This window comes from Stenotrophomonas sp. YJH_SMC_106-19, assembly GCF_059368375.1.
The window spans coordinates 714,805-740,053 of record NZ_JCAFRQ010000001.1 but is presented as its reverse complement, the minus strand read 5'-3'; the positions used below and the strand labels follow the sequence as shown (position 1 = coordinate 740,053).

19 protein-coding genes and 2 pseudogenes are annotated in these 25,249 nt (G+C 68.7%); 17 read left to right on the top strand and 4 right to left on the bottom strand.

What is annotated here, in order from left to right:
* The first annotated feature begins 9 nt into the window (after positions 1 to 9).
* The 4 genes from mrcB (at position 10) to tsaB (ending at position 5,955) form a co-directional block, all read left to right on the top strand.
* Positions 10 to 2,451 (top strand): penicillin-binding protein 1B, encoded by a 2,442-nt coding sequence (gene mrcB, locus AC5P5M_RS03335; RefSeq protein ID WP_495205555.1) that lies wholly within the window; start codon positions 10 to 12, stop codon positions 2,449 to 2,451.
* Positions 2,448 to 2,987 (top strand): hypothetical protein, encoded by a 540-nt coding sequence (locus AC5P5M_RS03330; protein WP_065174783.1) that lies wholly within the window; start codon positions 2,448 to 2,450, stop codon positions 2,985 to 2,987. The genes mrcB and AC5P5M_RS03330 overlap by 4 nt, the downstream gene beginning before the upstream one ends.
* Before the next feature lie 202 nt (positions 2,988 to 3,189).
* Positions 3,190 to 5,232 carry a DNA repair helicase YoaA gene (gene yoaA / locus AC5P5M_RS03325; RefSeq protein WP_253118623.1) on the top strand — a complete coding sequence of 681 codons (2,043 nt, stop codon included), beginning with the start codon at positions 3,190 to 3,192 and terminating at the stop codon, positions 5,230 to 5,232.
* Between the two features lie 9 nt (positions 5,233 to 5,241).
* Positions 5,242 to 5,955 (top strand): tRNA (adenosine(37)-N6)-threonylcarbamoyltransferase complex dimerization subunit type 1 TsaB, encoded by a 714-nt coding sequence (gene tsaB, locus AC5P5M_RS03320; RefSeq protein WP_253118624.1) that lies wholly within the window; start codon positions 5,242 to 5,244, stop codon positions 5,953 to 5,955.
* 229 nt (positions 5,956 to 6,184) lie between these two features.
* Here the strand turns inward: tsaB and AC5P5M_RS03315 are convergent, their stop codons facing one another.
* Together AC5P5M_RS03315 and gshB are read right to left on the bottom strand one after the other, a co-directional pair.
* Complete coding sequence (locus AC5P5M_RS03315) at positions 6,185 to 7,069, bottom strand: energy transducer TonB (protein ID WP_053518928.1); 885 nt, start codon at positions 7,067 to 7,069, stop codon at positions 6,185 to 6,187.
* The gene (gene gshB, locus AC5P5M_RS03310) at positions 7,069 to 8,016 is read right to left on the bottom strand and encodes a glutathione synthase (RefSeq protein ID WP_053518927.1); all 948 of its coding nucleotides are present in this window, start codon (positions 8,014 to 8,016) and stop codon (positions 7,069 to 7,071) included. The genes AC5P5M_RS03315 and gshB overlap by 1 nt, the downstream gene beginning before the upstream one ends.
* A 241-nt stretch (positions 8,017 to 8,257) precedes the next feature.
* Between gshB and pilG the strand changes: the two genes are divergently transcribed.
* The 8 genes and pseudogenes from pilG to AC5P5M_RS03270 all read left to right on the top strand — a co-directional run bounded on the left by pilG (position 8,258) and on the right by AC5P5M_RS03270 (position 20,040).
* Positions 8,258 to 8,659, top strand: a complete 402-nt coding sequence (pilG, locus tag AC5P5M_RS03305) for a twitching motility response regulator PilG (RefSeq protein WP_005418455.1) — start codon at positions 8,258 to 8,260, stop codon at positions 8,657 to 8,659.
* A gap of 18 nt (positions 8,660 to 8,677) precedes the next feature.
* Positions 8,678 to 9,040 (top strand): response regulator, encoded by a 363-nt coding sequence (locus AC5P5M_RS03300; protein ID WP_053518925.1) that lies wholly within the window; start codon positions 8,678 to 8,680, stop codon positions 9,038 to 9,040.
* Positions 9,040 to 9,570: a chemotaxis protein CheW gene (locus tag AC5P5M_RS03295; RefSeq protein ID WP_053518924.1), complete on the top strand. Its 531-nt coding sequence runs from the start codon at positions 9,040 to 9,042 to the stop codon at positions 9,568 to 9,570. Before AC5P5M_RS03300 ends, AC5P5M_RS03295 begins: the two co-directional genes overlap by 1 nt.
* Before the next feature lie 41 nt (positions 9,571 to 9,611).
* Entirely contained in the window at positions 9,612 to 11,648 is a 2,037-nt protein-coding gene (locus AC5P5M_RS03290) for a methyl-accepting chemotaxis protein (RefSeq protein ID WP_053518921.1), read from the top strand.
* 100 nt (positions 11,649 to 11,748) lie between these two features.
* Positions 11,749 to 15,786 (top strand): annotated as a pseudogene (locus tag AC5P5M_RS03285) (Hpt domain-containing protein); the annotation flags it as partial.
* 123 nt (positions 15,787 to 15,909) lie between these two features.
* A pseudogene (locus AC5P5M_RS03280) lies at positions 15,910 to 18,276 on the top strand (response regulator); the annotation flags it as partial.
* On the top strand, positions 18,263 to 19,579 hold the full coding sequence (locus AC5P5M_RS03275; protein WP_495205554.1) for a chemotaxis protein CheB: 1,317 nt from the start codon (positions 18,263 to 18,265) through the stop codon (positions 19,577 to 19,579). The pseudogene AC5P5M_RS03280 and the gene AC5P5M_RS03275, both read left to right, overlap by 14 nt.
* Positions 19,576 to 20,040 carry a chemotaxis protein CheW gene (locus tag AC5P5M_RS03270; RefSeq protein WP_053518915.1) on the top strand — a complete coding sequence of 155 codons (465 nt, stop codon included), beginning with the start codon at positions 19,576 to 19,578 and terminating at the stop codon, positions 20,038 to 20,040. Before AC5P5M_RS03275 ends, AC5P5M_RS03270 begins: the two co-directional genes overlap by 4 nt.
* A gap of 70 nt (positions 20,041 to 20,110) precedes the next feature.
* Here AC5P5M_RS03270 and AC5P5M_RS03265 read toward each other — a convergent pair whose 3' ends face one another.
* Positions 20,111 to 20,848, bottom strand: a complete 738-nt coding sequence (locus AC5P5M_RS03265; protein ID WP_065174789.1) for a 16S rRNA (uracil(1498)-N(3))-methyltransferase — start codon at positions 20,846 to 20,848, stop codon at positions 20,111 to 20,113.
* Entirely contained in the window at positions 20,839 to 22,230 is a 1,392-nt protein-coding gene (bioA, locus tag AC5P5M_RS03260) for an adenosylmethionine--8-amino-7-oxononanoate transaminase (protein ID WP_065174790.1), read from the bottom strand. Before bioA ends, AC5P5M_RS03265 begins: the two co-directional genes overlap by 10 nt.
* Positions 22,231 to 22,307: 77 nt before the next feature.
* On the opposite strand from bioA, the gene nudE reads away from it, so the two are divergent.
* The 5 genes from nudE to AC5P5M_RS03235 all read left to right on the top strand — a co-directional run bounded on the left by nudE (position 22,308) and on the right by AC5P5M_RS03235 (position 25,217).
* Positions 22,308 to 22,871 (top strand): ADP compounds hydrolase NudE, encoded by a 564-nt coding sequence (gene nudE / locus AC5P5M_RS03255; protein ID WP_053520252.1) that lies wholly within the window; start codon positions 22,308 to 22,310, stop codon positions 22,869 to 22,871.
* Positions 22,868 to 23,671, top strand: coding sequence for a 3'(2'),5'-bisphosphate nucleotidase CysQ (gene cysQ / locus AC5P5M_RS03250; RefSeq protein ID WP_053520253.1), 804 nt, complete (start codon positions 22,868 to 22,870; stop codon positions 23,669 to 23,671). Before nudE ends, cysQ begins: the two co-directional genes overlap by 4 nt.
* A gap of 12 nt (positions 23,672 to 23,683) precedes the next feature.
* Entirely contained in the window at positions 23,684 to 24,523 is an 840-nt protein-coding gene (gene mazG / locus AC5P5M_RS03245) for a nucleoside triphosphate pyrophosphohydrolase (RefSeq protein ID WP_053520254.1), read from the top strand.
* Positions 24,520 to 24,846, top strand: a complete 327-nt coding sequence (locus tag AC5P5M_RS03240; protein WP_065182615.1) for a YnfA family protein — start codon at positions 24,520 to 24,522, stop codon at positions 24,844 to 24,846. The genes mazG and AC5P5M_RS03240 overlap by 4 nt, the downstream gene beginning before the upstream one ends.
* A gap of 68 nt (positions 24,847 to 24,914) precedes the next feature.
* Entirely contained in the window at positions 24,915 to 25,217 is a 303-nt protein-coding gene (locus tag AC5P5M_RS03235; protein WP_065182616.1) for an Mpo1-like protein, read from the top strand.
* The last annotated feature ends 32 nt before the right edge of the window (positions 25,218 to 25,249 follow it).

Genomic DNA, 25,249 nt, shown 5'->3' with positions numbered 1-25,249 from the left:
GCTTTTCCCGTGCCCCGACGCTACGATTCCGACGACCACGACGATTTCGACGACGACGACCAGGAGGGCGGCAGCTCGCCCTGGCGACGCAGGCTGATCACCTGGAGCATGGCAGCGGTCGCACTGGGACTGGGTTTCCTGATCCCGTACACCCTGTACCTCAACCAGCAGGTGACCCAGCGTTTCGGAGAGCTGCGCTGGCAGATCCCGACCCGTGTCTACGCCCGCCCGCTGGTGCTGACGCCCGGCAAGGCGATGGATGCGGCGACCCTGAAGACCGAACTGGCCGCGTCCGCCTACCGCGATGACGGCGAAGGCAGGGAGCCGGCCACCTACGCGGTGAAGGGTGGCCGCTTCGTCATTGCCAGCCGTGGCTACGCCGACGTCGATGGCCGGGTGGCCGCACGTCGCGTCGAGCTGTCGCTCGCTGGCGGCACCGTCGCGTCGCTGCGCGATGCCGACAGCCGCAAGGCGCTCAAGGCCGCCCGCCTGGATCCGGCACGCATCGCCACGCTGTACGGCCAGAAGCAGGAAGAGCGTCGCCTGATCCGCATGGACGAGGCGCCGGACCTGCTGGTGACCGGCTTGCAGGCGGTGGAGGACAAGGACTTCAACCGCCATCACGGCATCGACCTGTCGGGCATCGCCCGTGCGGTCTGGGTGACCGTCCGTTCCGGCGGGCAGAGCCGGCAGGGTGCGTCCACGCTGACCCAGCAGCTGGCCCGCAGCGGCCTGCTCGGCATCGGCAAGGAGCAGACCCTCACCCGCAAGTTCAATGAAGTGCTGTATGCGTTGATCATGGAAGCGCGTTACGACAAGCGCACCGTTTTCGAGGCGTATCTGAACCAGGTGTACCTGGGCCAGCGCGGCAGCCAGGCGATCCATGGCATGTCCTCCGGCGCCGAATTCTGGTTCGGCCGCGACCTGTCGTCGCTGGAAACCGAGCACATCGCGCTGTTGATCGGCCTGGTCAAGGGCCCGTCCTACTACGACCCGCGACGCAACCCGGAACGCGCGCTGGATCGTCGCAACTTCGTGCTGGGCAAGCTGCGCGAAGCGGCGCTGATCGACGATGCCGAATACCAGCGGGCGCTGAAGGCTCCGCTGGGGGTGCCGAAGACACCGGGCCTGGTCGCCGCCAACCGCTTCCCGGCCTATGTCGATCTGGTCCGTCGCCAGCTCGGCCACGATTATCCCGAGTCCGCACTGCAGGGCGCGGGCCTGAGCGTCATGACCGGCATGTCGCCGTCCGCGCAGGCCTACGCCGAAGGCGCTGTGACCCGTACCATCAAGTCGCTGGAGAGCAAGCGCCGTCCCGAGCTGCAGGCCGGCATGGTGCTGACCGACGTGCATAACGGCGACGTGCTGGCAGTGATCGGCAGCCGCGAGGTCTCCGAGGTCGGCTTCAACCGCGCCATCGAGGCGCAGCGCCCGGTCGGCTCGCTGCTCAAGCCGTTCGTGTACCTGCTGGCGCTGGCCCAGCCAGACCGCTACTCGCTGGCGAGCTGGGTTGACGATTCGCCGGTGACCGTCCAGTTGAGCCGTGGCCGCAACTGGAGCCCGGGCAATGCGGACAACCGCAGCCATGGCACCGTGCGGCTGATCGATGCGCTGGCCAATTCCTACAACCAGGCCACGGTGCGGGTCGGCATGCAGGTCGGTCCAGAGCGTGTGACCCAGCTGATCCACGTGCTGGCCGGCATCAAGGCCGAACCGAATCCGGCCGTGATTCTCGGCTCGACCGACCAGAGCCCGTATGCGATGGCGCAGCTGTACCAGTTCCTGGCCTCGGGCGGCGAGATCCAGCCGTTGCACGCGGTGCGTGGCGTGCTTGATCCGCAGGGCAAGCTGCTCAAGCGCTATGACAAGTCGCCTGCGCCGGCACAGGAAGGCGATTCGATCGCGGCCAACCTGATCAGCATCGGCCTGCAGCAGGTGGTTGCCAGCGGCACCGCGCAGCGCCTCAACGCAGACGGCCTGGGCCGCCTGCAGCCGGCCGGCAAGACCGGTACCACCAATGATGGCCGCGACAGCTGGTATGCCGGCTACACCGGCGACCACCTGGCGGTGATCTGGATGGGCAACGACCAGAACGAGCAGGCCGGGCTGTATGGCGCCACCGGTGCGATGCGCGTGTGGTCGGGCATCTTCCAGCGCCTGCCGAGCGCGCCGCTGCGGGTCAGCAACAAGGGGCTGGACTGGCAGCCGATCGCCGCCAGCGGCACCAACAGTACCGATGAGGGCTGTCCGGGCGCGCGGCGCTTCCCGTTCGTGGTCGGCTATGCGCCGGCGTATGCGCCCTGCGCGCCGGCGGTTTCGCCCGAAGCCCAGGACGGCGCCGGCAGCGAAGGCGGAGGCTGGCGCAGCTGGTTCGGCCTGGATCGCAAGCCGGAACCGGCGGAAGAACCCGCAGCCGCGCCGGCGGCGACCACTCCTCCTCCGAGTCGATGAATCCGATGACGCTTCGAACTTTCCTGCATCCGCTCACCCTGGCCGGCCTCACCGTGGTGCTGGCCGCCTGTGTCAGCAGCGCGCCGCCGGTGGTCAAGCCGGTCGCCGCTACCACCACGCCGGTGCAACGCCTGGCTGCGGTCGAAGCGGCGGCGGGACCGGATGACAAGGAACTGTCGGTGCAGCCGCTGCGCGATCCACAGGTTGAGGATCTGCGCCAGACCGCGCTGACGCAGCGCCAGGCCAACGATCTGCCGGCCGCCGCCGCCAGCCTGGACCAGGCGCTGCAGATCGTCGCCGCAGACCCCGCAGTGCTGCAGGAGCGGGCCGAAATCGCCCTGCTGCAGGGCAAGTGGTCGGAGGCGGAGACGTTCGCGCGCAAGGCCATCGATCTGGGGTCGAAGACCGGGCCGCTGTGCCGGCGCCACTGGGCGACGATCGAGCAGTCACGGCTGGCGCGCGGGGAGAAGGAGAACGCGGTGTCGGCGCATGCACAGCTGGAAGGGTGCACGGTACCGGGCATCAAGCGGTACTGAGGTATTCCCCTCCATCGGGCGCGTCACACGCCGCGCGGGCCGCGGGCGAGAACAGAAAGATCAGAAGCCGGTCGCGCGCTCGCGATGGGGTCAGAGCCGTTTTCCGAAAGGAAACGGCTCTGACCCCTTCCAGTTCAGTCGAGCAAGCTCGACGCTACAAACGGGTGCCGGGCAGCGCCCGGCCCGGTATCCTTTCCGTCTGATGTCCGACCTTGTCCACGCCAGCCGCGAAGCACTCAGCGCAGGCGGCGCGCTTGCCTCGCACCTGGATGCCTTCGTCCCGCGTCCGGCACAGCTGCGCCTGACCGAGGCCATCGCCGATGCGCTGCAGCAGCGCGACCTGCTGCTGGCCGAGGCCGGCACCGGTACCGGCAAGACGTTCGCCTACCTGGTGCCGGTGCTGCTGTCCGGCCTGCGCACGATCATTTCCACCGGTACCCGCGCGCTGCAGGACCAGCTCTACCATCGCGACCTGCCACGCGTGCGCCAGGCACTGGGGGTCGGCCTGCGCAGCGCGCTGCTGAAGGGGCGTAGCAATTACCTGTGCCGTTACCGCCTGCAGCAGGCGCGTGGCGAGCCACGCTTCTCCAGCCCGGAGCAGGCGGCGCAGTTCCAGCGCATCCTGGCCTGGTCCGGTCGTTCCGAACATGGCGACATCGCGGAACTGGAAGGCCTGGCCGATGACTCACCCTTGCTGCCGATGGTTACCTCCACCGTCGACAACTGCCTGGGCACCGAGTGTCCGTTCTGGGATGACTGCTTCGTGGTGCGCGCGCGGCAACGCGCTCAGGCTGCGGACGTGGTGGTGGTCAACCATCATCTTCTGCTGGCCGATCTTGCGCTGAAGCAGGAGGGCTTCGGAGAGCTGCTGCCGGGCGCACAGGCCTTCGTCATCGATGAGGCGCACCAGTTGCCTGAACTGGCAGCGCAGTTCTTCGGTGAGGGCTTCGGCATGCGACCCTGGCAGGAGCTGGGCCGGGACTGTCTGGCCGAGGCGCGCGGTGTCGGTGGCGCACAGTCAGCGCTGCAGGCGCCGGTCGATCAGCTGCAGGAGGCACTGCGTGCGCTGCGCTCGGCCATGGATGGCCTGCCATCCCGTGGCACGCAGTGGCGCGCACTGGCGATGCCGCAGGTGCGCGATGGCTTTGATGCGGTGATGACCGGTCTGGTGAATCTGGAGCAGGCGCTGCAGCCGCTGCGCGAAGCCGCCGCAGGCCTCGATGCCTGCCACGCACGTGCGCGCGAGGCGGTATCGCGTCTGGGGCGCTGGCTGGGCGATGACGAACCGGCGCTTGATTTCGATGCCGACCCTGCGCAGGCGGCGAGCGCCGATGTGCTCTGGTACGAACTTACCCCGCGCGGATTCCGCTGCCAGCGTACGCCGATGGATGTGTCCGGTCCGCTGCGCGAGCATCGCGAGCGCAGTCGTGCCGCATGGATCTTCACGTCGGCGACGCTGACCGTCGGCGGTGGCTTCGATCACATCGCCCGCCGGCTCGGCCTGGATGATCCGCAGACACTGGTCCAGTCCAGTCCATTCAACTGGCCCGAGCAGGCACTGTGCTACCTGCCCGAAGGCCTGCCCGATCCCGCCGCGCGGGGGTTCGGCACCTCGCTCATCCAGGTCCTGCGGCCGGTGCTGCAGGCCTCGCAGGGCCGGGCATTCCTGCTGTTCGCCTCGCACCGGGCCCTGCGCGAAGCGGCCGAGGCGCTGCGCGATGGGCCGTGGCCGCTGTTCGTGCAGGGCGAGGCGCCACGCGCCACGCTGCTGCAGCAGTTCCGCGACTCCGGCAACGGCGTGCTGCTGGGCTCGGCCAGTTTCCGCGAAGGGGTGGACGTGGTCGGCGAAGCATTGAGCGTCGTGGTGATCGACAAGCTGCCCTTTGCCGCGCCGGACGATCCGGTCTACGAGGCGCGGCTGGAGGCGATCCGCAGCCAGGGGGGCAATCCGTTCCGCGACGAGCAGCTGCCGCAGGCCGTGATCGCGCTGAAGCAGGGCGTCGGCCGGCTGATCCGCAGTGAGAGCGATCGCGGCGTGCTGGTGCTGTGCGACCCGCGGCTGCTCAACCGTGGCTATGGCCGGGTCTTCCTCGACTCGCTGCCACCTTTCCGCCGTACCCGCAGTCTGGCCGATGTGCAGTCCTTCTTTGCGCCACAATGGCACCCCGCCACCGATGCTGGAGCGCCGGACGTCCCTGTGGCGGCCACGCACCCCGCCCCGGGTGGCACGTTCCCCCTGTTCTGATCCGACCCGATGAAACTGCTCGCCTTTGAAACCGCCACCGAAGCCTGTTCCGTTGCCCTGCACGTGGACGGGCAGGTCCTGGAACGCTTCGAGATCGCCCCGCGCCGGCATGCCGAGCTGAGCCTGCCGTGGGCCGACGCGCTGCTGGCCGAGGCCGGTATCAGCCGCCGCCAGCTCGATGGCATCGCACTCAGTCGTGGTCCGGGTGCCTTCACCGGGGTGCGCCTGGCGATCGCCCTTGCCCAGGGCATCGCACTGGCATTGGACCGTCCGCTGCTGCCGGTATCGACCCTGCAGGTGCTGGCGCTGCGTGCGCCGGCAGAAGAAAGGCAGATCCTGTCGGCCATCGATGCACGGATGGGCGAACTCTACGTCGCGTGTTTCGAGCGCGTGGACGGCCTGCCGATGCCGTGCGATGCAGAGCGGGTGTGCGCACCGGCCGCAGTAGCGTTGCCGGACGATCTGTCGGTGTTCGGTGTCGGCACTGGATTTGGTGCGGCCGAGGGCGCGCTGGTCACGCAGCTGGGGGCGGGCCTGCGGGGGTTCGACGCCGCGGCGCTGCCGCGGGCATCGGACGTGCTGGCGTTGGCGGTGCCGGCCTTGGCACGTGGCGAGGGCATCGCGCCGGAGAGGGTGGAACCGGCCTACCTGCGCGACAACGTGGCCTTGACCCTGGTCGAGCAGCAGGCCGCGCGCGAGGCCAAGGCGAAGGCCAACGGCTGAGAGAGGCCGGGATCTGTCAGAGGCGGGGCGGTGTCGGGTGGCGGGGTATCCGCGGCATGGATGCCGCGGCTAAGCCTACACGGACGTACTTGCGGCGTCCCCGCCGCCCGGCACCGCCCCGCCAGGCGTCACTACACTGACCGCCGCTTTTGCTTTTGCTTTTGCTGTTGACGTTGCTGTTGCCGTTGCCTTCAGCGGGTCCCGGGCCGCAGGCCCGGGCAACACCCCCCTACCGGTCGTCGCGCAGTTCGCCGCCGGGCAGGAACACCCACGTGCGGGTGACCTGCAGGATGTCGATTCCGTCCTCGGTACGCGGCAGCGGCGGGAACGGCTGTGCCAGCGTCACCACCCGCAGCGCGGCCTCATCCAGCAGCGGTGTTCCGCTTGAACGCAGGATGCGGCTGCTTTCCACACTGCCATCGCGACGCACGCCAACGCTGATGACCACCTGGCCGCCGAGACGGCGTTGCCGTGCCTCGTCCGGATAGTTCAGGTTGCCCACCTGCTCGGCGCGGTCGACCCAGGCGCGCAGGTAATTGGCATAGGCATACTCGCGCGTGCTGGCCGAGACGAATTTGCGGTTCGGTCGCTTGGCGTACTGCGCCGAGCGCAGGTGGACCTCGGCCGCCAGCCGCGCCATCTCCGCATCGCGCTGCTCGCGTGCGGTCATCGGTGCGTCCGGCACCGGTTCCAGTGGCGTTGGCTGGGCCTGCGCACGTGCCACCGTGTCCTGGCCATTGCGGCTGCTGACCACGCGGGCCTGCGGCGGTGGCACGGGCGCTGCGGATTGCTGCTGCTGTGGCACCGGGCTGACCCCGGCCTGGGCCTGCGGCACGATCCCGGCCTGGTTGTCGCGCGGACGCTGCGCGCGGTCGTGGTCACCGCCGCCTTCCTGGCTGGCGGCGGCCAGGAAGTCCGCCTGCTTCGGCGTCAGCGCGGTGCGGGTCTGGCTGAAGATCACTTCCAGCGTGGGCACCAGTGGGGCCTCGCCCTTCACGGCGAAACCCACCCCCAGGATCAGCAGGACGTGGACCAGCACCGACAGGGTGAGGGTGGCACCCAGCCGCTGCGCTTCGCGCGGCGGCGGTGGCAGGACGGCGGGTGCGGCGGGCATCAGCGCAGGCCGGCCTCGAGCGCGTCGAACAGCGTGCCGGCGATGTTCAGGCCGTACTGCGCGTCCAGTTCGCGCACGCAGGTGGGGCTGGTGACGTTGACTTCGGTCAGGTAGTCGCCGATCACATCCAGGCCAACGAAGCGCATGCCGCGGCGCTTCATTTCCGGTCCCACCTGCGCGGCGATCCAGCGGTCGCGCTCGCTCAGCGGACGGCCTTCGCCGCGCCCGCCAGCGGCCAGGTTGCCGCGGAACTCGTCGCCCTGCGGAATGCGCGCCAGGCAGTAGTCGACCGGCTCGCCGTCAATCAGCAGGATGCGCTTGTCGCCAGCACTGATGTCCGGGATGAACTTCTGTGCCAGCGCCAGCCTGCGTCCGCCATCGGTCAACGTTTCCAGAATCACGTTCAGGTTCGGGTCGCCCTGGCCGCTGCGGAAGATCGAGCGCCCTCCCATGCCATCCAGGGGCTTCAGCACGGCCTGCCCATGTTCCAGTGCGAAGGCCTTCAAGGCCTTGGCGTCGCGGCTGACCAGGGTCGGCGGACAGCACTGCGGGAACAGCAGCGCGGCCAGTTTTTCGTTGTAGTCGCGCAGGCCCTGCGGATTGTTGACCACGCAGGCGCCGGCCGCAGCGGCCACGTCCAGCACCTGGGTGTCGTAGACGTATTCGGCATCGACCGGCGGATCCTTGCGCATCAGCACGATCTGGCCGGGACCGAACTCGGTCCGGCTGAACCCGCCCAGCTCGTACCAGCCGGCGGGGTCGTCGCGGACCCGCAGCGGGGCGGTCTGGGCCACCGCCACGCCACCTTCCAGGGCCAGTCCGCCCGGCCGCACGTAGTGCAGGGCATGGCCGCGGCGCTGGGCTTCCAGCAGCATGGCGAAGGTGGTGTCCTTGGCGATCTTGATGTGGGCGATGGGGTCCATCACCACGATGACGTTCAACGGCATGGGCGCACCTGTCAGGCAAGGCGTTGATGGTAGCGGCAACGCCCGCCGTGCGCCTCCCCGCGGCGATGCAACGCTGCGTCCGTCCCCCGGGCCGCGCACCGTATGCGAACCCCGTCACGTTCAGCCCGGTAGCACGGCCCGCGTGATGGGCCGGCCTTGAAGCGGGCGCGGAAAGTGCGATATAGATACGCTTTCGTAGCGGCCCCCGCCTGAGACCGGGCCGTGCGCTTGGGGATAGGCAATGACTGAAAACACGACTGCGGGCGGGGAACTCGCAGGACTCCGGGTGATGGTCATCGATGATTCGAAGACCATCCGCAGGACTGCGGAAACGCTGCTCAAGCGCGAAGGCTGCGAGGTGGTCACCGCCACCGACGGCTTTGAAGCGCTGGCGAAGATTGCCGACCAGCAGCCGCAGATCATCTTCGTCGACATCATGATGCCGCGTCTGGATGGCTATCAGACCTGCGCGCTGATCAAGGGAAACCAGCTGTTCAAGGCGACCCCGGTGATCATGCTGTCGTCCAAGGATGGCCTGTTCGACAAGGCGCGGGGGCGCATCGTCGGGTCGGAGCAGTACCTGACCAAGCCTTTTACGCGCGAAGAACTGCTGGGTGCCATCCGCACATACGTCAACGCCTGACCAGGGGGGAAAGGCACAATGGCTCGTATCGTCCTGATCGAGGATTCACCGACCGACCGCGCGGTGTTCACCCAGTGGCTGCGCCGTGCCGGCCACGAGGTGCTGGAAGCGGACAACGCCGAGGATGGCCTGCAGCTTGTCCGCGACCAGGTGCCGCAGCTGGTGCTGATGGACGTGGTCCTGCCGGGCATGAGCGGTTTCCAGGCCACCCGGGCGATGGCCCGCGACGCCGCGACCCGGCACATCCCGGTCATCATCGTCAGTACCAAGGCGATGGAGACCGACAAGGCGTGGGGGCTGCGCCAGGGTGCGGCCGACTACATCGTCAAGCCGCCGCGCGAGGATGAACTGATCGCGCGGATCAACGAACTGGTGGCCTGATGCGCTCGCCTTTCGACATTCTCGAAGCCTACGAACGGCGCAGCCTGGCCCATGCGGTGCAGCTGCCGGGCCGGCAATTCGTCCAGGACCTGTGGCGAGGCGTCGGCTACCGCGTCGGCCAGCGCCGGCTGGTGTCCGATTTCCGCGAAGTGGTGGAGATCGTGCCGATGCCGCCGGTCACGCCCGTGCCCTGCGCGCAGCCCTGGCTGCTGGGCGTGGGCAACCTGCGCGGCAACCTGTTCCCGGTGGTCGACCTGAAGTACTTCCTGGAAGGCACACGCACCGTGCAGCAGGAAGGGCAGCGCGTGCTGATCATGCGCCAGGCCGGCGGTGACGTCGCACTGACCATCGACGAACTGTTCGGCCAGCGCAGCTTCGAAGCCGACCAGCAGATCGAGGCCGGCAGCCTGGCCGAGGGTCGTTACGGGCACTTCGTCGAGCGCGGTTTCCATGCTGACGGCCAGGACTGGGGCGTGTTCTCGCTCTCGCTGCTGTCGCGCACTCCTGAATTCCGGCAAGCCGCGGCCTGAGGCCGGGCATCGCCCCCTGCACTGAAGATCGAGGTTGAACGATGAGTACTGCTTCGGACGCCACCAAGACCGGCAAGCTTCGGCTGGGCGGCAGCAACCTCTGGCTGGCCCTGCTGCTGGCATCGATGATCCTGTTCGGCGTCAATACCGGCGTGGCGACCTGGCAGGGCAGCCGCCTGGCCGATGCCGGTTCCAAGGCCGCGGACCTGCAGGTGCTGTCGCAGCAGCTGGCCAACCAGGGGCGTGACGCGGTGGGCGGCAATGCCCAGGCGTTCACCGCCTTCAAGGCCACCCGCAACGCGATCGAACAGAATGTCTCGACGCTGCAGGGGCGCTACGGCAAGGAACCGGGCGTGTCGCGGGCGATCTCGACGCTGGGTGAAACCTGGGCGCCGCTGGGCAAGCAGGCCGGGCAGCTGGTCGCCAGCGAGCCGGCGGTGCTGGCCCTGGCCGGCAATGCCAACAACTTCACTGGCGCGGTGCCGGGGCTGCAGGCGCAGCTGAACGAGGTGGTGCGCGCGATGTCGGCTTCGGGTGCACCGGCCGCGCAGGTGTACAGCGCGCTGCAGCAGGTCGTGGTGGCCGGCTCGATGGCCCGACGGGTCACCGAAATGCGTGCGGGCGGCTCTTCGGCGGCCGCCGCGGGCGACGCACTGGCGCGTGACATCACCGTGTTCTCGCAGGTGCTCGACGGCCTGCGCAACGGCAACGAGGAACTGGGCATCACCGCAGTGCGTGGCCCGGCCGCCGTGGCCGCGCTGGAGCAGTCGCACACCCAGTGGCAGGCGATGAAGGCCGATGCCGACGCGATCCTGGCCAGCTCGCGCCAGCTGTTCGCCGCGCAGTCGGCGGCCACCGCGCTGGGCCAGGGCTCGGCGCACATGCTGGATGACAGCCGCAAGCTGTTCGAAGCCTTCTCTTCGTTCGGCTCGGTGTCCGATACCCGCCTGTTTCCGAACTTCTGGATCGGTGTAGCGTCCGGTGCGCTGTCGCTGATCGCGATCATCGGTTTCGTCTCCACCAACGTGCGCAGCCGCTCGCGTGAGCAGGAGCTGCGCTACCAGACCCAGGTGGAGTTCAACAGCCGCAACCAGCAGGCAATCATGCGCCTGCTGGACGAAATCTCCTCGCTGGGCGAGGGCGACCTGACCGTCAAGGCGTCGGTGACCGAGGACATGACCGGCGCCATCGCCGACGCGATCAACTACGCCGTCGACGAGCTGCGCCACCTGGTGACGACCATCAACGACACCTCGGCCAAGGTCGCGCTGTCCACCCAGGAAACCCAGGCGACGGCCATGCAGCTCGCAGAAGCAGCCGGCCACCAGGCCAACCAGATCACCTCGGCCTCGGACCGCATCGGCGAAATCGCAGCGAGCATCGAGCAGGTTTCGCGCAACTCGGCCGAATCGGCCGACGTGGCACAGCGCTCGGTGGTGATTGCCGCCGAGGGTGCCGGCGTGGTCCGCGAGACCATCCAGGGCATGGACCAGATCCGCGACCAGATCCAGGAAACTTCCAAGCGCATCAAGCGCCTGGGTGAGTCGTCGCAGGAGATCGGCTCGATCGTGGAACTGATCAACGACATTTCCGAACAGACCAACATCCTGGCATTGAATGCAGCGGTGCAGGCCGCGTCGGCGGGCGAAGCGGGCCGCGGTTTCGCGGTCGTGGCCGACGAAGTGCAGCGCCTGGCAGAGCGCACATCGGGCGCCACGCGCCGTATCGAGAACCTGGTGCAGGCCATCCAGGCCGACACCAACGAGGCCGTCACCTCGATGGAACAGACCACCGCCGAAGTGGTGTCTGGTGCACGTCTGGCGGAAGACGCCGGTACGGCACTGACCGAGATCGAGCGCGTGTCCAATGCACTGAACACCCTCATCAAGAACATCTCCATCGCGGCCCAGCAGCAGTCCGCAGCCGCGTCGGACATCACCCGCACGATGGGCGTGATCCGCCAGATCACCGGCCAGACTTCACAGGGTGCCGGACAGACCGCGGAGTCGATCGGCCACCTCGCGCAGCTGGCTGCCGACCTGCGTCGTTCGGTCGCCGACTTCAAGCTGCCGGCGTGACGCGGGCAGGGCGAAGAGCAAGGAACCCGTCGATGAAGCATTTCCATTCCCCACGCCAGATCCAGCGCGGCCTTCGCGCGGCGGCGACCGGAGCCTGTCAATGAGCACTCTGCGCGATGCGATGAGCCACGCAGCGCTGGGTTGGGTCAAGCCCGAGCTGGACGAGACCCTGCGCCAGGTGCGCAACGAGGTCGAGTACTACGCCGAGGATCCGTCCGATGCCAGCCGCATGCGTATCTGCGCCGGCCACCTGCACCAGGTGCAGGGCACCCTGCGCATGGTCGAACTGTACGCCCCGGCAATGGTGGCCGAGGAGCTGGAGCAGCTCGCCCATGCGATCGGCAGCGGCCAGGCGTCTGATCGCGACGAGGCCTGCGCCACGCTGATGCGCGGCAGCGTGTTGCTGCCCGACTATCTGGAGCGCCTGCAGAACGGCCACCGCGACATTCCGATCGTGCTGCTGCCGCTGCTCAATGACATCCGCGCCGCGCGCGGTGCGGCCGGCATCAACGAGAGTGTCCTGTTCGCGTTCGCTCCCGACAGCGTCACCGCCACCGAAGCCGAGCTCGACCATGCTCGCGGCAGCCTGAGCGGGCGCAACCGCGAACTGCTCGATACGGTCGGCAGCGCGGTGAAGGAAGAGCTGCTGCGCATCAAGGATGCGCTGGACCTGCATCTGCGCACCGGCGGTGCAGCGGAACAGCTGCAGACGCAGGCCGACGAACTGGGGGCCGTGGCCGATACGCTGGGCATGATGGGCCTGGGCGTGGCCCGCGGCGTGGTCGTGCAGCAGCGCGACGCGCTGCGCGGCGTGGTCGAGGGCCGCCAGCAGATCGACGAGAACCTGTTGCTGGACATCGCCGGCGCGCTGCTCTACGTCGATGCGTCGCTGGATGACCAGGTTGCCCATCTGGGTGCGGATGGCAGCGGCGAGGATGACCCTGCCGCCGTGGAAAACCGTCGTACCGTCGAGGTGCTGGCACACGAGGCCATCGCCAATTTCGCTGCGGCCCGCGAGCACTTTGTCGCGTTCATCGAAACCAGCTGGAACCACGCGGAACTGCAGGACGTGCCGCGCCTGCTCGGCGACGTCGCCGGTGCACTGCGGATGCTCGACCTGGGGACTGCCGCCGACTACCTGCGCGGCGTGCAGCAGTACATCGACGCCGAGCTGATCGGTCGCCAGCGTGTGCCCAGCGGGCGCCAGCTGGATACGCTCGCCGACGCCATGGCCAGCCTGGAGTACTACCTCGAAGCCCTGCGTGATCGTCGTCCGGGCCGTGAGGACATTCTGGAGATCACCCGCAGCAGCCTGGAAGCGCTGCGCTACTGGCCGCTGCCGGAGCGCGCCGCGATCGACGAGGCGCCGCAGGGCGTGCAAGCGGTCGAGCGCGAGGCGGTAGACCTGCAGGTGATGCCATTGCAGCCCGGCCACGTCGACATCGATGTGAGCACGGCCGCGCCCGCCGCCGGCAGTGTGGCTGCCGCCCTGCCGGACTTCGTCTTCGATCCGCCGCTGGCACCGCCAGTGACCGACAACGGGCTGATGTTCGGTGGGTTGTCGGTACCGGTCGCGGTACCCGGGACGACGCCCGATGCCGGTAGCTCGCTGGTGTTCGCCGCGTCCAGTGCACCGGCCCCGGCCGTGCCGCAATGGGACCTGGCTGCTGTGGAGGTCGGTGCCGGGTACGCGGATGATGCACATGCGCCGGCCTTGGCCAGCGACGAAACGATCGATCCGGTACCGGCCGAGGTGCCGCAGTGGACGCTGTCCCAGGTGGACGACATGGCGGATGCACCGTCGGTCTCCGGCGACAACACGGTGGCGTTCGCGTCCGCCGGTACACCGGACATCACGTCGGCGCCGGTATTCGATCCGGTGGCCGCCGAGCATGGCGCCGCGGATGTGGCGGCTGATGAAGTCGTATTCCGTTTCGACGCCGATGCACTGGACAACGCCGACGACGTGCTGTCCTTGCATGCGATGGAAACGCTGGTGCTGGAAGACGACGCAGACCTGCATCCGGTGCTGGACAGCGTTGATGCGGAGCCAACGGATCCGATCACGCTCGCCGCGGACGCATCGCCTGCCGCAGATGCAGCACCGGCGGTGGCCCTGATCGAGATCGACACCATCGCACCGATCGATTTCAGCGAGGCCGATGCCCGGTTCTTCGCTGAACTGAGCGCCGCCGCGGAGGACTTCAACCCGCGGGCGATGCCATCGGCCGCCGACGCGCCGGTCGCGATCACGGCTGCGTCCGAAGCGGGCTTCGATGCCGGCTTCGACGATGATGCGGAGAACATCGACGAGGACATCCGCGAGGTGTTCCTGGAAGAGTTCGACGACGAGCGTGCCAACCTCGGAACGCTGCTGCTGGCATGGCACGCGCAGCCGGACAATCTGGACCGGCTGCGGCCGATCCGCCGCATCTTCCACACCCTCAAGGGCAGCGGCCGTCTGGTCGGTGCGCGGACGCTGGGCGAGTTCGCGTGGAAGATCGAAGGCATGCTCAACCGTGTGCTTGACGGCAGCCGTCCGGCCACGCCGGCCGTGCTGGCGATGGTTGATCACGCGCATGCCGCCTTGCCGCAGCTGAGCGACGCACTGCGTCATGGCCAGCGCATCAGTGTCGATCTGCAGGCGATGCAGGCCGTCGCCGATCGCGTGGGTGCAGGCGAAGAGACGTTCTACGTGCCGCTGCCGGCTGCGGCGCCCGCACCGGAGGCGCCGGCGGCGGAAGAGGGCGAGGACGAGATCAGCCGCATTCTCGAAGCGGAAGTGGCGACGACAGCCGACGCCGGGAGCGCGACCGCGGTCGAGGGGACTCCGGCCAATATCGACAGCGTGCTGCGCGAGATCCTCGAAGCCGAGGTGGAGGTCCACCAGGCAACCCTGCAGGCGTGGCTGCGCTCGGCGCAGCAGGCACCACAGCCGGTGAGCGATGCGCTGCTGCGCGCCGTGCACACCATGAACGGCGCCTTCGCGATGACCGAGGTGCCGGAGATCACGGCGGTCACGGGCGGCGCCGAATCCTATATCAAGCGGGCCCTGGCCGCCGATGTGGTGCCGGGCGACGACGGTGTTGCTGCGCTCGATGCGACCGCGCAGGCCATTACCGCGACCATGGAAGCATTGCAGGCGGAGCAGCCGCGCATTGCGCCTCAGCCTGCGCTGGTACAGCGCCTGCAGGCCCTGGCCGGCGAACTGCCGGAAGCGCGCTGGCCGCTGGTGGGGCTGGATGACGAAGAGGCGCTCGCGACCGATGGAGAGCCTGCGCACGAGGTGGACGCGCAGCTTCCTGCCGATGCGCAGAGCGACATCGACGCCGAAATCAACGCCGGGATCGACAGTGCACCTGCTGACACCCATGACGTGCCCGCAGCCGATCCGGCGAAGGACGGACTGGACGTGGCCGAGCTCACGGCCAGTGATGACCTTTCGCGCTACTTCGACGCCGGCTGGCCGTCGCTGGGCGGTACCGGACAGGAGGCCGCAGCCACGCTGCCGCCGGTCGCGCTCGCTGCCGATGAATCCGCAGCGGAAGTGTCATCGGCGGTCGCCGATGCGCCCCCCGCGCTGGCCGAAGACGCTGCGCTGACAGGCGCGGACGACCTGTCGCCGTACCTGGACGCCAGCGCGCTGCCGGTCGACGACCGTGATGCGGATGAGGCGGCGGACGCCGCCGCGTTCACAGAAACGATCGACCTGAATACGTCATGGGATGACGTGGAAGGGTTCGATGCGAGTGATGACGCTGCTGCACTGCCACTCGACAGCACGCTGTCGAGCCTGCAGGATGACATGGCTGCGCCGGGTTTTGCGGAACCGGTCACATTGGAAGCTGCGCTCGAAGCCGGCCTGCATGTGATCGACGAAGAGCAGACTCCGGCCGACGACGGGCAGTGGTCCGTGCTCGGCCTGCAGGCCAGCGAACTCGCGCCGGGCGAGGCGGATGCCTTTGCCGAGGATGCGGACGTCGGCGGGGAGACGGCGGTCGGTGAAGGAGAGAGCGCCGACCCGCCGTCCCCGGCGACGGTGAATGCCAGGGAATCCCTTGCAGAGCCTGCGGTCGATCCGCAGCCGGCAGCCGCGCCGCCGTCACCGTTCTTCGAGATGGAAGACGCACCGGGCCAGGGCAGCGGCGCTGCCGGACCGGACGGTTCCACGCCGGTCGATGGTCCGGTTGCCGAAGATGACGTGCCGGCGCACCAGCCGATCGAGCCGATGCCGGAACCGGAACCGGAAGGCAGGGTGGGCGAGGAGCCTGCCGATCTGCTTGACTTCACCGTGTATGACCGCGAGCTGGTCGACATCTTCGTCGAAGAAGGCAAGGACCTGCTTGATCACTGCGATGGCCTGATCAGCGAGCTGCGCGATGCGCCGCAGGACCGCGAAGTGCTTGCCGGCCTGCAGCGCGACCTGCATACGCTGAAGGGCGGCGCACGCATGGCCGGCATCAACGCCATCGGCGACCTCGGCCACAGCATCGAATCGCTGCTGGAGGTGGTCGCGGCGGGGCGCACCGAGATCGAGCGCCGCGACGTGCAGCTGCTCGAGCGCGGTTTCGATCGCCTGCACCAGCTGCTGACCCGTACCGGCGAGCATCGTGTGGTGGAACCGGCGCAGGACCTGGTCGATGCTTTCGAGGCACGTACCGCCACCGATCCGGCAGCGGCTGCCGCCGTCGGCACGGCTGGCCCGGTGGAGACTGAAACCACCGTCGTACCCGCGACCGTTGCCCTGGTCGATGCACCGCTGTCCGCGCCGTTGCCGGTCGAAAGCACGGTCGAGGACGATCCGCTGGCACGTCCCCAGCAGGAGCAGGTGCGCGTCCGCGCAGATCTGCTCGACCGGCTGGTCAATCACGCAGGTGAGGTGGCGATCTACCGGTCGCGCCTGGAGCAGCAGCTCGGTGCCTTCCGCGGCGCGATGGGCGAGCTCGAACGTACCAACGCGCGTCTGCGCGACCAGCTGCGTCGCCTCGACCTGGAGACCGAAGCGCAGATCGTTGCCCGCTACCAGCGTGAGCAGGACCAGGCCGACCAGAAGTTCGATCCGCTGGAACTGGACCGCTTCTCCACCCTGCAGCAGCTCAGCCGTGCGCTGAACGAGTCCGCCGCCGACCTGGGCGGCCTGCAGGGCGTGCTGGACGATCTCTCGCGGCAGTACGATGCCCTGCTGCAGCAGCAGTCGCGCGTCAGTTCGGAACTGCAGGATGGCCTGATGCGTGCACGGATGGTGCCGTTCGACGGCCTGGTGCCGCGTCTGCGCCGCGTGGTGCGCCAGGCCGGCATCGACACCGGCAAGCAGGTCCATCTGACCCTGGAAGGCACCCATGGCGAACTGGACCGCAACGTCCTCGACCGCATGGTCGCGCCGCTGGAACACATGCTGCGCAACTCGGTGGCCCATGGCCTGGAGGCGCCGGAGCAGCGCCGTGCCGCCGGCAAGCCGGAAGAGGGCGAGATTGCCATCCGTCTGCATCGCGAAGGCTCGGAAATCGTGCTGGACGTGGCCGATGACGGCGCCGGCCTGGATCGGGAGGCGATCCGTCGCCGCGCGATCGACCGTGGCCTGCTGGCCGCGGACGCGCAGCCTGCCGATCATGAACTGGACAACCTGATCTTCGCATCGGGCTTCTCCACCGCCGACCAGGTCAGCCAGCTGGCAGGCCGCGGCGTGGGCATGGATGTGGTGCGCAATGAAGTGCGCCAGCTGGGTGGTTCGGTCGATATCCAGTCGGTGCGTGGCCAGGGCGTGCGTTTCACCCTGCGCCTGCCGCAGACGCTGGCCGTTACCCAGGCCGTGTTCGTGCAGATCGGCGAAACCACCTTTGCCGTGCCGGTGGCTTCGGTCAGCGGTATCGGCCGCCTCTCGCGCGAGCGCTTCGAGGCCGCCGACAGCAGCTATCGCTACAGCGGCGAAGACTATCCGCTGTACGACCTGGGCAGCCTGGTCGGCCAGGCACCGGCACGTGCCGAGGGCCAGGCGCAGGTGCCGCTGCTGCTGGTCCGCGCCGGCGACCTGCGAGCTGCCGTGGCGATCGACCAGGTGCTGGGCAACCGCGAAATCGTGGTCAAGCCGGTCGGCCTGCAGATCGCATCGGTGCCGGGCATCTACGGTGCCACCATCACCGGCGATGGCCGCGTGGTGGTGATCCTGGACGTGGCGCCGCTGGTGCGTCGTTACCTGGCCAACCCGACACCGCCGGTGCTGGTCAATGCGCCGCGTCAGGAACGGCAGGTGCCGCTGGTGATGGTGGTCGACGACTCGCTGACCATGCGCAAGGTCACCGGCCGCATCCTGGAGCGCCACAACTTCGAGGTCAGCGTCGCCCGCGATGGCGTGGAAGCGCTGGAGCGGCTGGAGGAGCGTGTTCCCGACCTGATGCTGCTGGATATCGAGATGCCGCGCATGGACGGCTACGAGCTGGCCACCGCGATGCGCGCCGACCCGCGTTACAGGGACGTTCCGATCGTGATGATCACCTCGCGCAGCGGCGACAAGCACCGGCAGCGCGCTTTCGAGATCGGCGTCCAGCGCTACCTGGGCAAGCCTTATCAGGAGCTGGACCTGATGCGTAACGTGTACGACCTGCTGGGGATCGCCCGTGTCCGAGAGTGAAGCCAACCCGGCCGTCGCCCTGCTGGCCCGGCCTGGCGCGGCGCGTGAGCGCCTGCGCGAAGCCCTGGCGCACGCCGACGTGCAGATCGTGCTGGAAGACGATCCGAATGGCCTTGAACCGCAGGCGCTGCATGACGCGCGGCCGCAGTTCGTGGTGATCGCACTGGAAGCGGCGGTCGAGGACGCACTGGAACGCCTGGAGCCCGTGCTGTCGGCCCCCGGCCTGACCCTGGTGTTCGACGAAGCCGAGCTGGCCGCGCGCCGGAACGGCTGGGAGGCGCAGCGCTGGGGGCGTCACCTGGCCGCCAAGCTGCATGGACACCAGCAGGTGCTGCCGCCGGGCGCCGAGGACGAACCGGCCCTGCAGCTGGAGCCCGGTCGTCCTGCGCCGCCACCTGCACCGCAGGAGGCAGCGCTGCAGACGCACCTGCAACAGGCACACCGCTGGGCCGACGACGTGCCAGCCGATGGCCTGTACGCACCGCCGGCGCAGCTGCATGAACCGGTCGCGTTCGAACACGCTCTGGCCGCGCTGCAGCCGATCGTGCCCGAACCGCCGGAAGCGCCGGTCGCACGGACAGAACCCCCCGCGGCACCGTCGGTGACGTTCGATCACACCGCGTGGTCGCTGGTGGACGAGTCGGCCGATGCCGCCACCCCGGCGTACGCCGCAGCGGAGGTCGAGGCGCGCTCATCGTCGTTCGATACCGACCACCTGAGCCTGGTCGACCTGGATGCGGCCGCCCCGCCCGGCGCACGCGCGGGCGCGCTGCTGGTGCTGGCCGGGATCGGTGGCCCTGATGCGTTGCGTCGCCTGCTGGGCGCGCTGCCTTCGGCATTGGCGGTGCCGGTGCTGGTGCACATGCGCCTGGATGGGGGCCGCTACGGCAATCTCGTCAAGCAGATGGCGCGTGTCTCGCCGCTGCCGGTGCAGCTGGCCGAAGCCGGCCAGCGCGCCACGCCCGGGCAGGTGCATGTGCTGGCCGATGACATCGGCGTCCGCGCGGCCAGCGACGGTCTGCATTTCCTGACCGACGCGCAGGGCATCTCGATTGCCGCGTTGCCGGCCCAGTACACCGCACTGGTACTGCTCAGCGGTGCCGATCTGGGCCATGTCGGGCCGGCGCTGGACCTGGCTGCCGCGGGCGCGTGGGTGGCCGGGCAGGTGGGGGAGGGATGCTACGACCCGGCCGCCGCCACCGCCGTGGTCGCCGCCGGCATGGCCGCTGGCGAACCGCAGGAACTGGCGCAGATCATCGCCGCGCGCTGGGGCGAGGGTGACCACAACGGAGAAGCTCCATGAGTTACGCCAGCAACGATGAAATCCGTGGTGTCCTGATCCAGGCTGGCAACGAACGCGTGCTGCTGCCCAATGCCACGGTGGCCGAAATGATGTCGCGGGTGCCGGTGCAGCCGGTGGCCGACGCCCCCCGCTGGCTGGTCGGCGAGATCGCCTGGCATGGCTGGCAGGTGCCGCTGGTGTCATTCGCACGGCTTTCGGGGCTGGGGGACGAGGCAGCCGGTGTCCACAACAAGGTGGTGGTACTGAAGGCGCTCAGCGGCGATCAGCAGCGGCCGTATTACGCGTTGCTGACCCAGAACTTCCCGCAGTTGATCTCGGTGCCGCGCGATGGCCTGCTGGCCGATGCGTCGGAGGAGACCCTGCCGCAGATCGTGCACATGCGCGTACTGCTGGGTGAGCAGAGCGCGCTGCTGCCGAATCTGGACGCACTGGAAAGCGCGCTGGCTTCACTGGCGGCCTGAGGCCGCCCTCCGGACACAGGCCGCCGGGCATGGCCCGGCGCTGCCGTTGGCGTGCAGGTTGTCGGTGGACCTAACCGAGATCACCCAGCCGCGCCTGCAACGCGGCGATCGCGGCCAGCCCGGCGGTTTCCGTGCGCAGGATGCGCGGGCCCAGCTGCAGGCCCTGGAAGCCGGCGGCGGCCAGCTGCTCGCGGTCGCGTGGCGACCAGCCGCCCTCCGGACCAATCGCGATCACGATGCCGCCCGCGGGCGCCGCTGCCAATGTCGACAGCCGGTGCGAACCCATCGGGTCCAGGGTCAACCGCAGCGTATCGGCGGGCAGCGAAGCGGTTGCCTGCGCCAGCGACAGCGGCGCACCCACCCGTGGAATGCGCGCGCGCCCGGACTGGCCACAGGCCGACTGCACGACGTTGTTCCAGTGCGCCACGCGCTTTTCGGCGCGGGCCGCGTCCAGCTTCACCTCGGTGCGTTCCGCGTTCACCGGCAGGATGCTGCTGACGCCGAGTTCGGTGGCCTTCTGCAGGATCAGGTCCATCTTTTCGCCGCGCGCGATGCCCTGCATCAGGGTGATGGCCAGCGGCGATTCGATGTCGATGGCCTGCACGCTGTCGATGCGTGCCTGCACTTCGCGCTTGCCGACCACGGTCAGCGTCGCAGCGTAGTCATGGCCATCGCCGTTGAACAGGACGCAGCCATCGCCTTCGCGCAGGCGCATCACCCGCACCAGGTGGTTGGCGGTCTCCTCGGGCAGGGTCACGGTCTGGCCGCTGTGCAGCGGCAGGTCGATGGGACAGCGGGTCACGCGCATGCAATCGCCTCGTCGATGGCGGCCAGCGTGGTATGCGCCAGCAGATCCAGTTGTTCGTCGTCCACGCAGTACGGTGGCATCCAGTACAGCACATCGCCCAGCGGGCGAAGGACCACGCCGCGCTTCAGTGCTGCCTTGTACGCGTGCAGGCCGAGCCGCAGTCCGGGGTCGAAGGGCGTGCGCCTGTCGCCGCCGCGCGACAGTTCGAATGCCACCACCATGCCGGCCTGGCGCACATCGGCCACATGCGGGTGGTCGGCAAACGGTGCCGCGAGGGTGCCCATCACCGATGCGGTGCCGCGGTTGCGCGCGATCACATCGTCGCTGCCGAAGATGTCCAGCGTCGCCAGCGCCGCAGCGCACGCCAGCGGATTGCCGGTATAGCTGTGCGAGTGCAGGAACGCACGCTCGCGGGAGTCGTCGAGAAAGGCGTCGTACAGGGCCTGCGTGGCCAGGACCGCGGCCAGCGGCAGGAACCCGCCGGTCAGGCCCTTGGACAGGCACATCAGGTCCGGCATCACCCCGGCCTGCTCGCAGGCGAACATCGTGCCGGTGCGACCGAAGCCGGTGGCGATCTCGTCGGCGATCATGAACGCACCGTGCGCGTCGCACAGCTCACGCACGCGCTGCAGATACACCGGATCATGCATGCGCATGCCACCGGCGCACTGCAGACGGGGTTCCAGGATCACCGCGCATACTTCACCGGGGTGCTGGTCGAACAGCGTCGCCAAGCCATCGGCGGCCTGGCGCGCACGCTCGGCGGCGCTCTGCCCTGGCTCGGCCAGGTAGGCGTCGGGCGAGGGTGCGAACAGCCCTTCGGCCAGCAACGGCGCGTACACCCGCCGGTACAGTGGGATGTCGCCCAGCGCCAGCGCACCGAGCGTTTCACCGTGGTAGCCGTTTTCCAGCGCGATGAAACGCGTACGCCGGGTCTCGCCGCGGTTATGGAAGTAATGGAAGGCCATTTTCAATGCCACTTCCACCCCGGCCGAGCCGTTGTCGGCGTAAAACACCTTGGCCAGCGGATCGCGCCCGGCCTGCCGCGGGGCCAGTGCCAGCAGGCGTTCGGCCAGGGTGATCGCCGGCTCATGGCTGAAGCCGGCCAGCATCACCTGTTCCAGCTGGCCGGCCTGGGCCGCGATGGCGCCGCCGATGCGGGGCTCGGCGTGGCCGAACAGATTCGTCCACCAGCTGCTGACGGCATCCAGATAGCGGTTGCCGTCATGGTCGATCAGCCACGCACCCTCGCCGCGCGCGATCGGCACCAGCGGCAGGGTGTCGGGATGCTCGCGCATCTGTGTGCACGGATGCCACAGCACCTGCAGGTCGCGTTGCCGCCAGTGCAGGGCCAGCGGGGAGGGGGTTGGGTCTGCTAGCATTTCGGGCTCATGAACATGTTGCTGCCTGCACATTCTATCGGCCCCGGCGCCCGCGTCGGCCGCCGCGGAGATTCCGCATGAACGATGACCGTGCCAGCCGTCGCCTGCCGATCATCCATCGGATCACCGATGAAGAGAACGGTCCCTTCCAGCGCCAGCATCTGGATCTGGAATTCTCCAATGGTGAACGCCGCCGCTTCGAGCGTCTGGTCAGTCGTGGCCACGGTGCGGTGGTGGTGGTGCCCATGCTCGACGACGAGACGGTGCTGCTGGTGCGTGAATACGCCGCCGGGGTACATCGCTACGAGCTTGGCCTGGTCAAGGGCCGGATCGATGCCGGCGAGACCCCCGAGCAGGCCGCCGATCGCGAACTGAAGGAAGAGGCCGGCTATGGCGCGCATCGGGTCGATGTGCTGCGCGCCATGACGCTGGCGCCGACGTACATGAGCCACCAGTCGTGGCTGGTGGTGGCGCGCGACCTGTATCCGGAAAAGCTGATCGGGGACGAGCCCGAGGAGCTGGAGGTGGTGCCCTGGAAGCTGTCCGAGCTGGACCGGTTGATGCTGCGCGAGGACTTTTCCGAGGGCCGTTCGCTGGCGGCGTTGTTCATCGCCCGCCAGTGGCTGCAGGGAGCCCGATGATCAAGCTGACCACGGATCTGCGCGAGACCGCGATCGCCATCGCGCAGGAAGCCGGCCAGGCCATCATGCAGGTCTACGCCGAAGGATTCGACGTGCGGATCAAGGACGACAACAGTCCGGTGACCGCCGCTGACCTGGCCGCCAACCAGGTCATCGAGCAGGGTCTGCGGCAACTGACCCCGGATCTGCCCATCCTGTCTGAAGAGTCGGCCCAGGTGCCCTGGGAACTGCGCCGCCATTGGGGCGCCTACTGGCTGGTCGATCCGCTTGACGGTACCCGCGAGTTCGTCAAGCGCAACGGCGAATTCAGCGTCAACATCGCCCTGATCTACCAGGGTGCCCCGGCGTTTGGCGTCGTGCTGGCGCCGGTCACCGGCATTCTGTGGCACGCCATGCGCGGCGAACTGGCGTACCGCCGGCAGGGACTGCACGACACCGTGCTGCGCACGCGCAGCCCGGCGACCGCTCCGCTGCGGGTGGCGGCAAGCCGCTCCCACCGCTCGCCGGAAACCGAAGCGCTGCTGGCGCGCATGGGCCGCATCGAGACCATCGCCCAGGGCTCGTCGCTGAAGTTCTGCCGCATTGCCGAGGCGGGCCTGGATGTGTACCCGCGGCTCGGCCCGACCTCCGAATGGGATACCGCCGCCGGCCAGTGCGTGCTGCACGCGGCGGGCGGCGCGGTCCTCTCGGCGGCGACCGGCAAGCCCTTCCGCTACAACCGCCGCGAGACGCTGTTGAACGGCGATTTCATCGCCCTTGGCGATACCAGCCTGCCGTGGCGCGACTGGTTGTCCGACTGACCTGGAGGCCGCATGAGCGCGCACGACACCCCCACCGCCGGCAGTGCCGCCAGCACCGAACTGGAACGCCTGCTGGCGATCATGGCCCGCCTGCGTGATCCGCAGGGCGGCTGCCCATGGGACCTGGAGCAGGACTTTGCGACCATTGCCCCGTACACCATCGAGGAAGCCTACGAAGTCGCCGATGCGATCGATCGTGGCGACCTCGATGATCTCTGCGACGAGCTCGGCGACCTGCTGCTGCAGGTGGTATTCCATGCTCGCATGGCCGAAGAGCAGGGGGCGTTCGCTTTCGCAGAGGTTGCCCGCGCGATCAGCGACAAGATGCAGCGCCGCCATCCGCATGTCTTCGCCGATGTCAGCGTCGATGATGCCGATGGGGTCATGCGCAACTGGGATGCGATCAAGCGCGCGGAGCGGGCAGCCAAGGGCGAGCAGGACCATTCCGCCCTGGCTGGAATCTCGCGGGGCCTGCCGGAGTGGCAACGCGCGGTGAAGCTGCAGTCGCGCGCGGCCAAGGTGGGCTTCGACTGGCCGGGCCCGCTGCCGGTCCTGGACAAGGCAGCCGAGGAACTGCAGGAACTGCGCGAGGAGTTCGAGCGCGGCGACATCGCCGGCAACAAGGCGCGGCTGCAGGAGGAACTGGGCGACCTGTTGTTCGTCTGCGCCAACCTGGCGCGCCACGCCGACATCGACCTGGGCGCCGCGCTGCGCGGTGCCAACCACAAGTTCGAGCGTCGCTTCCGGGCGATGGAGGCACAGGCCGAGGCACAGGGCACATCCCTCGCCTCGCTGGACCTGGACGCGCAGGAAGCGCTCTGGCAGCACGCCAAGGCCGCCGAGAAGGAATGAAGACACTCGGCCTGTTCCTGCTGACCGCGCTGGCCGAGATCGTCGGCTGCTACCTGCCGTGGCTGTGGCTGCGCAAAGGAGGCAGCGTCTGGCTGCTGCTGCCGGCGGCGGCCAGTCTGGCCCTGTTCGCCTGGCTGCTGACCCTGCATCCGACCGCCAGTGGCCGCGTCTATGCCGCCTACGGTGGCGTGTACATCGGCACCGCGCTGTTCTGGCTGTGGCTGGTCGATGGCGTCCGGCCCAGCCGCTGGGATCTGCTGGGTGCTGCACTGTGCCTGGCGGGCATGGCGGTGATCATGTTCGGGCCGCGCCAGCCGGGCTGACCGCCGGCAGTGCCAGGCCCGCCGGAAAGGGGCATGATGGGGTGGATCGTGGCGTTGGGAGTGCGCACATGTCCCGTTTCTCCAGCTTCCGTGACTTCTATCCGTTCTATCTCAGCGAGCACCGCCATCCGGTGTCGCGGCGCCTGCACTTCATCGGCAGCTGCGGCGTACTGCTGCTGGTCGCTGCGGCGATCCTGCGCGGCCAGCCGCTGCTGCTGTTGACGGCATTGGCCTGTGGGTACGGGTTCGCGTGGGTGGGGCACTTCTTCTTCGAGAAGAACCGCCCGGCCACGTTCCGCCACCCGCTGTACTCGTTCCTGGGCGACTGGGTGATGTTCATCGACATCCTGCGCGGGCGGGTGCGGTGGTGAGAACGTGTGCACGCCGCATTCACACGCTATGC

Coding starts and splice junctions, on each gene's coding strand:
- AC5P5M_RS03330 (WP_065174783.1), top strand. CDS start 2,448: ATGAATCCGATGACGCTTCGAACTTTCCTGCATCCGCTCACCCTGGCC.
- yoaA (WP_253118623.1), top strand. CDS start 3,190: ATGTCCGACCTTGTCCACGCCAGCCGCGAAGCACTCAGCGCAGGCGGC.
- tsaB (WP_253118624.1), top strand. CDS start 5,242: ATGAAACTGCTCGCCTTTGAAACCGCCACCGAAGCCTGTTCCGTTGCC.
- AC5P5M_RS03315 (WP_053518928.1), bottom strand. CDS start 7,069: ATGCCCGCCGCACCCGCCGTCCTGCCACCGCCGCCGCGCGAAGCGCAG.
- gshB (WP_053518927.1), bottom strand. CDS start 8,016: ATGCCGTTGAACGTCATCGTGGTGATGGACCCCATCGCCCACATCAAG.
- pilG (WP_005418455.1), top strand. CDS start 8,258: ATGACTGAAAACACGACTGCGGGCGGGGAACTCGCAGGACTCCGGGTG.
- AC5P5M_RS03300 (WP_053518925.1), top strand. CDS start 8,678: ATGGCTCGTATCGTCCTGATCGAGGATTCACCGACCGACCGCGCGGTG.
- AC5P5M_RS03295 (WP_053518924.1), top strand. CDS start 9,040: ATGCGCTCGCCTTTCGACATTCTCGAAGCCTACGAACGGCGCAGCCTG.
- AC5P5M_RS03290 (WP_053518921.1), top strand. CDS start 9,612: ATGAGTACTGCTTCGGACGCCACCAAGACCGGCAAGCTTCGGCTGGGC.
- AC5P5M_RS03270 (WP_053518915.1), top strand. CDS start 19,576: ATGAGTTACGCCAGCAACGATGAAATCCGTGGTGTCCTGATCCAGGCT.
- AC5P5M_RS03265 (WP_065174789.1), bottom strand. CDS start 20,848: ATGCGCGTGACCCGCTGTCCCATCGACCTGCCGCTGCACAGCGGCCAG.
- bioA (WP_065174790.1), bottom strand. CDS start 22,230: ATGCTAGCAGACCCAACCCCCTCCCCGCTGGCCCTGCACTGGCGGCAA.
- nudE (WP_053520252.1), top strand. CDS start 22,308: ATGAACGATGACCGTGCCAGCCGTCGCCTGCCGATCATCCATCGGATC.
- cysQ (WP_053520253.1), top strand. CDS start 22,868: ATGATCAAGCTGACCACGGATCTGCGCGAGACCGCGATCGCCATCGCG.
- mazG (WP_053520254.1), top strand. CDS start 23,684: ATGAGCGCGCACGACACCCCCACCGCCGGCAGTGCCGCCAGCACCGAA.
- AC5P5M_RS03240 (WP_065182615.1), top strand. CDS start 24,520: ATGAAGACACTCGGCCTGTTCCTGCTGACCGCGCTGGCCGAGATCGTC.
- AC5P5M_RS03235 (WP_065182616.1), top strand. CDS start 24,915: ATGTCCCGTTTCTCCAGCTTCCGTGACTTCTATCCGTTCTATCTCAGC.